Source organism: Bacillus cereus group sp. BfR-BA-01441 (assembly GCF_022663075.1).
GTDB lineage: Bacteria > Bacillota > Bacilli > Bacillales > Bacillaceae_G > Bacillus_A > Bacillus_A cereus.
Map to the genome: position 1 here is coordinate 1 of NZ_JAKUEU010000127.1, position 8,682 is coordinate 8,682.

Genomic DNA, 8,682 nt, shown 5'->3' on the forward strand with positions numbered 1-8,682 from the left:
ATTGAACAAAGTCATTATTCCTTATGGGGAAAAGTGTTAACTTTACCAGGGTGGATGGCGTTACTTGAAGAAAAATAAGCTAATTTGCATTCGAATTTCTATTTTCGGTATTCCATTATAGAGCGCTTTAATGGAGGAAAAATCACAAAAATGATCAAACTTTTTTATGAAAGATACATAGTCAATCTCAAAAGTGGAATCAATTTTGATCAAAGATTTTTCAAACTGGATTCTTTTTCTTACCATCCAAATAAAGAAAAATATTACGCAAACTCAGATCCAAAAATCAGTACAAAAAATAAAAAAGCCTAACATATTAGTCATATATAATATGTTAGGACTCTTATATTTTAGGTTTCTTTGAATTTAGGTCTTGATAACGTACGATATCCGCGTTTTGTAGTTGGTAACCCTTGATGGGCTAGCACCACATACCCATCAACTGAAGGAATTGGTAGTTCCCACAAATGAAGAAAATGAGTTAAACTCTCATACATAACTATAAAATAATAAAATTTTCGTTTTGGAGATATTTTAAAATATTAGCATGATGAGCATGTAAGGTCACTCTTAATTAAAAATTTCAAAATATCATAAGTTAACTCTTAGAAATTCATTTTTTCTAATTTATGTATATTATTTAACTAATTTTCTGATTAATCTTCTTTGCCACTTTTAGATCTTTTGTTTTAAATCCGCTATTTATAGCCCATCTATAAAATAGAAATGCAACAATTGAAATCAGTACCATATCCCAGCCATAAGTTATAATATTTAATCCACCAAATCTTTCACTTCCAATGTACGATATACAAATCATAAATAATAAATACCCCACAATCCATAATCCAGCTAAAAAATTCTTCTTAAATCCAACCCATTTCCTTTTTAATTGATAATAAAAATATATAGGTAAACCCATAAGTATAATAAACATTACTTCTCCTGTTAATGGCCATCTTGCCCAATATAATGTTAATGATGCAAAAATGAAACCTAAAGGCGCGATAATGTTTAATCTTTTTATATAGAAAGAACGATGGAAATTAGGTGCAGTTTTTCTTAGAGTCATTACTGTTATAGGTCCAGTAACATATGAAATTAATGTAGCTACTGAAATAACTTCAGCTAAAACACCCCATCCTTTAAATAAAAATAAAAAAACAAAACAAATCATTAAATTAAACATCATGGCAAATCTAGGCACACCATATATAGGATGTAATTTTCCAAAAACTTTAGGGAAATATCCATTCTTCTCCATTCCGTATAGCATGCGTGATGTGGTTGCCATATAAGTAGTACCTGTACCAGAAGGAGATACAAAAGCATCTAAATATAATACAATAACTAACCAATTAATATTTAGTGCTATCGCTAAATCAGCAAATGGTGAATTGAAATTTAAATTCGACCATCCGTTAATTATCATATTGGGATTTACAGCACCGATAAAAGCAATTTGTAATAATACATATATTACAGTTGCAATTAAAATGGATCCTACAACTGCCCGAGGAATAGATTTCCCTGGGTTCTTTGCTTCACCAGCCATATTAATTGGGCTTTGAAAACCATTAAATGCAAAAATAACACCAGATGTTGCCATAGCAGTTAATACATTTGACCAATTAGATACATGAAAGTCCTGATGACTAGTAAAGTTCTCTTCATGAAATCCAACAAATAGCAATGCACCAATTGTAAGACCAGGAATTACAATTTTAAATATAGTAATTAGCGAGTTTACTTTCGCAAATAGACTAACAGTCCAATAATTTAAAAAGAAATAGATTAAAATAAGTAAAGAAGCAGCTGCAAGACCTTTGGAAGTCAACATACCATTGTCTACTAAATCCTTGGCCCAACTTGCCCACTCCCAAGGCCATGAACTCATATATTGTATTGACGCTATCGCTTCAACCGGGATAACTGAGACGATGGCTATCCAATTAGCCCATGCAGCAATAAATCCTACGAAATCTCCATGTGAGTATTGTGTATATTTTACCATTCCGCCAGCCTCTGGAATCATGGCTCCTAACTCGCTATATGGTAAGGCAATAAATAATATTACAATCATTCCTAAGACCCAAGAAAAGATAGCGGCCCCTCCTGATATTTTGGCGGCCTTCCATGCACCAAATAGCCAGCCAGACCCTAAAATCGAACCAATACTAGTCATTGTAAGTGCAAAGGTTCCTAGCTTACGTTTCATATTTTTCATTTTTCACACGCTCCTCGTTCACAAAATAAATAGAATCCTCTTATTTATTAACCTTTTTCTCATATATACTCCCCCTTTTTATTTAAAGTAAGAATGTAAGTTTTATAGACCAATTCACTATAAAGTTTATCTCTAACCAAATCTTTATAATGTATGTATACCCTCTATAACTCTCTCTAAACCTAAAAACTTTTAACGATATTTGTTACGGAAAAACATCATAACCTAGTATGCCTCTATATTGAGGGCTCAACGAATCATGTTAGTGAAGCACTAATAACAACATTTGTTTGAGTGTACCTCTCTCTGCATTAAGAATATTTTAGTTTTAAAAGACGAAGTTCATCTTGTCTATGTTCTTAATTTGATAGGCATGAGATGCTCCCCCAGATGCATTCCAGATAGACACGAAAATGAAGGAAACTGTTATAGAAATTTCTACATTTCTTTGGTAATGTATCGCTCCTTTCTTACAAAAAACTCAACTCTATTACGTCAAAAAGGTTCTTTATGAAAATATGTAGAATTAGCACATATACGTTATTTTATAAATGAAGAGGTGATTGTGTTGAAGTATTTAACAAAATCAAAAAACTCATCAACAGGTCTGAGGGGATATTTGAAATCCTATCCGTTAACTTCATTTTTTGTAATGGCATATTTATTCTCATGGGTTGTATTAATTCCATTTATCTTATCCCAATGGGGTATTTTCCCTAAAACAAAGGCATTTGATATTTTCTTTTTTGCCAATGCATTTGCAGGCCCTATGTTAGCAGCGTGTATCATGTTTCGAACTCTTGAAGGCAAAGAATCATGGAAAAAAGTTAGAAAAAGCATTCTATCTACTAAGGTCGGTTTGAAGTGGTACTTGTTTACTCTCATCGTTATCCCCGCTGCAATGTTTCTAGGTATGGTGATATTAAATGGAGAGATACCTACTTTGCGTGACCTTAATTTTGAATTTTTTATAACCTATCTCTTCTCTTTTGTAGCAATTTTCTTTCTCGGTGGACCTTTACCGGAGGAAATTGGATGGCGTGGTTTCGCTCTGCCTAGATTACAATCAAAATTTGGACCGTTAAAGGCTACATTACTACTTAGTGTTTTGTGGACTTTTTGGCATCTTCCACATTTCTTAACGGCTGCACAAAGGGGTGGACCGGGTTCTGACCTTTCTCTCCTATATATTCACTTGCCAATTTTTATTTTATTGTGTTTGCCGATCTCAATCATTCTCACTTGGATCTATAACTGTAATCACGGTAACTTATTTATTGTCATGCTAGTTCATGCAAGTGTAAATACGTTTAGCTTGGTACAAACTCATTCTACCAACGCTATTTTAAAGAATACAGATACATTTGTAGTGATAGGGCTAGGGTTTATTGCTTTGCTTATTCTTATTTTCACACGAGGCAACCTGGGATATAAACAAACTTCTAATGGAGTAAAGTTCAGTAACAATGAAAATATAAGTAAATAGAAAAGAAATCCCTATAATAATAGGTTGATGGCAATGCTATCAAATTAAGAATTATATTCTTCCTCAAAACGAAAAAACGTCACACTTTATTGAAAGTGAAATAGAATTGTAAGTAAATAAATTCTACCGATATTTGTTAGCATATACCTTGAATTAATTAGCTAAAGAAATAGGATTTGTTCAGTAGGAAAAGAATTTATAGATAAAGAATATAACTATATTGAATATAATGACGTGATTTTAACTTTAAGGAGGCGATGTCGATGAGAAAATATTTTTATTTGATTGGGCAAAAAAATAAGAGGATAACGTTTCACTAGCCCATAAACTAGGTGGTCCCTCTTCAATATTAGAAGGAGAGTATCAAATTGAAGAAAATTTATTTAAAGCCTATTGACAAAAGTAATTGGGAAGAAGCAATTAGACTGTCTGTTAAAGAAGAACAGCAAACATTTATTGCATCCAACCTCTATTCTATCGCAGAAGTTCAATTTTTAGATCATTTCTATGCAAAAGGTATTTATCTTGATGAAAAAATGATAGGATTTACTATGTTTGGGATTGATCCTGATGATAATAATTATTGGATTTATAGACTTATGATTGATGAAAGATTTCAAGGGAAAGGTATAGGTAAACTAGCTATATATCTGGTTATTGATGAGATAAGACGAAATAATCAAACAAATATTTCTTTAATTATGATTGGATATGCTCCTGAAAACCTTACAGCTAAATTTGTATATAAAAAAGCAGGATTTATAGAGACTGAATTTTCACCTTGGGGTGAACAATTAGCTAAGTATTCTTTATGAGCACTTGAATTCTCAACGTTGACTTTTGGGCTTATAAAAAAACAGTTCAATAGTATAACAATGTAGATAGGAAATGATTTATGCTATATTTTACCTCGTAACATCCTAAAACATGCAATAGATAAAAAAGGACGACGCTGAATACGTCGTCTTTTTTATAAAGAGTAAAGTGATTTCTCAAGTTTTTCTTATTACATCAAAGCCAATTATCTCTTAGTTTATATTCAGGTAAAGCTTACACTGTTTTCCATAATGATAAAGCATAAATCCAGTTTGGATCCCCATGCCCTTGATGATTCTGGACTGCTTCATACACTTTTCCCTCGTGTAGAACTTTATCTCCCTTTTTATATGCTTTCTTTGCATCCCATGCTTCATATGGAGCGTTTTCAGTTTTTGTAGTAACTGTGAAAGTATCACTCTGTATAGATTCATTTCCAGCTACATCAACAGCTTTCACTACATATTTATAAATAGTATTAGCAACTAAGTTTTTATCCAAATAAGAAGTCGTAGTGGATGTTGCAATCTTTTTCATTGATCCTTCTGTTTCTCTATAAATATCGTAATGGTCTACACCAATATTATCGTCAGATGGACTCCACATTAAATCTACACTTGACGCTGTTGTTCCCATACTATGTAATCCTTTTGGTTGTGTTGGTGCTTCTGTATCAGGAGCCTCAACAGTCGTTTTCACTGTAAACGCTTCACTTTCTTTTGATACATTTCCAGCTGTGTCAATTGCTTTTACAGTATAAGTGTATTCCATACTTGGTTGTAATTTTTTATTAATAAAATGAGTGCCTGGTACGGTATCAATCATCTCTCCATTACGGAATACTTGATATCCTTTTACCCCTACATTATCTGTAGAAGCGTTCCATGTTAGCTCAATACTATTTGCTGTTACTTTTTGAGCTTGAAGACCATTTGGAATACTTGGTGCCTCTGTGTCTGGTTTCACATTATTAATAAGATTCACGTCAATAACATTATAGAACGCATTCACAGTATCCGCTACATCCCATACAGCTAAAATCACATGGTATCCACTACGATCAGTGGGTACATTGATTTTGTGCGCTACATTATTTGAGGCCGCAGAACCATCATGTTGTACAGTACCAATTGGCTCAAAGTCTGCTCTTGTTAACGCTTTATTTGGATCCCATCCTTTTTTTGTAATGTAATAATGCCACTTGCTTGTTAAGTGTGGCGCTGTAAACTTCCAAGTAAATGTATTTTCCCCGCCAGTAATTGTATTTTTAAACCAACGATCTATTGTTTGTTGATCTAAAATACCACCAAATTTGCCGCCTGCAGAAGCAATTTGTCCATCAACTGGGCCCGCTTGCGGAAATCCCTTTGGAGCTTCTAAACTTTGTGGTTCGTACATAATGCTTCCGCAGTTTACATTCAGCGCGCCGTAAGTTTGGCTACATAAAGCGGAACGGCTACCAGGTTTTTCAACAAATCCGTGCGCGTATGCATTTTGAGGAATAAGAGTAGTGCCAATAATTCCAGCTACTAATGCAACAGCTCCTAGACTGTTTTTGTTCATTTTTAAGTTTTTTAGGTGTTTAATCATTTGCTTATTCCTGTCCCCTTCTTGTTATGCTTTGTAGTGTGATGTGGGCTTTGATGTAAAAGTATAACAAGAGAGTAAATCGTTTCGGGTATGCGTAAGTTACGCAGGAACTATAGTGAATATGTATCCTACCCTGTATGTGAAATATTTCACTTGACTGATATATCATGACACAGAAACTACCTATATATGTGCAGAAGTTGTGCAGAAATATTTAACTTTTTATTAACATATAACAATAAATACTAAAATCAAGATTCAAAAAGTAATATTTATATAGCAAACTGATAAAGTGAATCGGAGACATATATCGAGATAAATCTTCGGAAAATAATGACAACTATTGTTTTTATGTATATTCATAAAAAACAAAATCACTAAATTCACTATACTTAAAACCATCTTTGCAATAATTTTTTGATATTCTGATGTTGATAGTGCTAGTTTATAAATAGAGTTAGCTCTAATACAGCCTGTACCAGAGCCAAACTATTTACTTTATATGATTATTTCACTTTTAACAGGGAAAGATTTCAATCCATATACAGAACTAACACTTGAGATAGGAGCGGGAAGATTATGGTCAATAAACGAAAATGATTTATATTTTTTCATTAATTCCGTCAATACAATTTTAGCTTCTAATCTAGCTAGGGGAGCACCTAAGCAAAAGTGGATTCCATGACCAAATGCAAGATGAGGATTTCGACTACGATGTATGTTAAAACTATCGGCATCTTTAAAATGAAGAGAGTCTCGATTAGCTGATCCAATCCAACCTGAGATAATTTGATCTACTTGTAGAGTTTTGTCTCTTATTTGAATCTCTTTTTTTACTTTGCGTACAATTCTTTGAGCTGGTGAACGATACCGCAATACTTCTTCAATTGCTTTTGGAACAAGGGATACATCCTGTTGTATTTGCTTGTAAACATCTGGATTTTCTATCAAACAATATAATAAGTTTCCAAGCAAGTTAGTTGTTGTTTCATTTCCTGCTACCAATAGTAATTTACAAAATGATACTACTTCCTTGCCCGAAATGTTTTTGTCTGCTTCACTTTGAACTAATAAAGAAATAATGTCATTTGAATCCTTTTTGGATTTTCCTCGATTGAGTTGTATGATTTCTTCAAAAAATTCCTCTAATTCATTTTCTGCTTGTAAACGTATATGAAAAAATTCTTTCAAATAATCCGGATCATCATGGTTGGGTGAACTTACTATAATATCCGACCACTTTTTGAATCTGTCCATATCATTAACAGAAACACCTAACATTTCAGCAATTACTATCACCGGTAAAGGATAAAATAACTCTTGGACAATATCAAAATTATCACGATTAGATAATTGAATAAGAATATCATTTGTGATTTGCTGAATTCTCGGCTCCCATACCTTTAATGCTTTAGGAGTGAACGAACGATTTACAATAGACCGGATTTGTGTATGTTTTGGCGGATCCATCCCAAGTATACTTTGTGGAAAGGGAGATTTTTTCTTCTCCGGCATAATGTTAGAAAAAAACTCTTTATCCTCTAAGACTCTTTTTACATCTTCGTACAAAAAAACATTCCACATGTCAGCCTGAGAATTAAAATAAATGGGTTCTTTTTCTCGCATCTCTTTATACCATTCAAATGGTTCATATGGGTCTCCTAAAGCCTGTTTTCCTAACAGCTTATTTGTAGGAATCATAAAGATTGATTGATAAGGTGTTTTCATATATAACAATCTCCCCTCAAAAAAATAATTTTCATTATACCGAATTACATTCACCGAATATCATTCGATGTAATGAAAATTATACAACAATAACCAAAATTTTCAAAATACTTTTTCACTTTCCAGATATCAGTTAATATATAGTTAAGGGGGAATAAGGATTGCATAACAAAAATTTAACCAAAAGAAAGCAACAAGCTCTACAAACACAGAACAATATATTTCTTGTATTTTTAAATTTAACGAAAAAAAAAGAAATTGAAAATATAACTATTGAAGATATTTGTAAAAAGGCAAATATATCTGTTGGCACTTTTTATCATCATTTTTCTTCCAAAGAAGATATTTATCAAAAGTTATTTCAACAAATTGAAGAAAACCTACATGTAGAATTGAAAAGTATAACTCAACATACGACAATACAAAAAACTGTTTTGACTTTCTTCCAATGCATAGCTAAATATACTACTAAATTAGAGTTACATATAAATCTCCTTAACGATTTCAACAAAAAAATATTTGCATATGAACCTTCATTAATTTACAAAACTCTAAATGATCTTATTAATAAAGGAAGATTTGAAAAAGAATTAACAAATGATATGAGTGTAGAAGACATAACAACGTATCTTTTTACAGTTGCTAGAGGGATAATATTAGACTGGTGTCTTTTAGGTGGCAAGTACTCATTAGAGCAGCGAATGAATACTTATATGAAATTAACCTTGAAATCCTTAAAACCCTAAATTTTAATCAAACGCTACGCTTTCTTGTCCCAATTTGTGCGTCTAGTTAAATTTTATCATTTGGAGTTATTTGAACATCGGAATCAAAA

General features: G+C 32.4%; 6 protein-coding genes. 3 read left to right on the forward strand and 3 right to left on the reverse strand.

The window, feature by feature from the left end; genetic code table 11:
• Nucleotides 1-640: 640 nt before the first annotated feature.
• Entirely contained in the window at nt 641-2,227 is a 1,587-nt protein-coding gene (locus MR107_RS27975; RefSeq protein ID WP_242292994.1) for an APC family permease, read from the reverse strand.
• Nucleotides 2,228-2,795: 568 nt separating this feature from the next.
• Here MR107_RS27975 and MR107_RS27980 point away from each other — a divergent pair.
• Entirely contained in the window at nt 2,796-3,713 is a 918-nt protein-coding gene (locus tag MR107_RS27980) for a CPBP family intramembrane glutamic endopeptidase (protein WP_142407695.1), read from the forward strand.
• A 368-nt stretch (nt 3,714-4,081) separates the two neighbouring features.
• Complete coding sequence (locus MR107_RS27985; protein ID WP_242292995.1) at nt 4,082-4,528, forward strand: GNAT family N-acetyltransferase; 447 nt, start codon at nt 4,082-4,084, stop codon at nt 4,526-4,528.
• Nucleotides 4,529-4,763: 235 nt separating this feature from the next.
• On the opposite strand, the gene MR107_RS27990 is transcribed toward MR107_RS27985, so the two are convergent.
• Nucleotides 4,764-6,119 carry a lytic polysaccharide monooxygenase gene (locus tag MR107_RS27990; RefSeq protein ID WP_242292996.1) on the reverse strand — a complete coding sequence of 452 codons (1,356 nt, stop codon included), beginning with the start codon at nt 6,117-6,119 and terminating at the stop codon, nt 4,764-4,766.
• A gap of 498 nt (nt 6,120-6,617) precedes the next feature.
• Nucleotides 6,618-7,847, reverse strand: coding sequence for a cytochrome P450 (locus tag MR107_RS27995; protein WP_000856903.1), 1,230 nt, complete (start codon nt 7,845-7,847; stop codon nt 6,618-6,620).
• 161 nt (nt 7,848-8,008) lie between these two features.
• On the opposite strand from MR107_RS27995, the gene MR107_RS28000 reads away from it, so the two are divergent.
• The gene (locus MR107_RS28000) at nt 8,009-8,593 is read left to right on the forward strand and encodes a TetR/AcrR family transcriptional regulator (protein WP_242292997.1); all 585 of its coding nucleotides are present in this window, start codon (nt 8,009-8,011) and stop codon (nt 8,591-8,593) included.
• The last annotated feature ends 89 nt before the right edge of the window (nt 8,594-8,682 follow it).

Bases quoted from the DNA above. Each gene is read 5' to 3' on its own strand.
- MR107_RS27975 (WP_242292994.1), bottom strand. From the start codon at position 2,227: ATGAAAAATATGAAACGTAAGCTAGGAACCTTTGCACTTACAATGACT.
- MR107_RS27990 (WP_242292996.1), bottom strand. From the start codon at position 6,119: ATGATTAAACACCTAAAAAACTTAAAAATGAACAAAAACAGTCTAGGA.
- MR107_RS27995 (WP_000856903.1), bottom strand. From the start codon at position 7,847: ATGAAAACACCTTATCAATCAATCTTTATGATTCCTACAAATAAGCTG.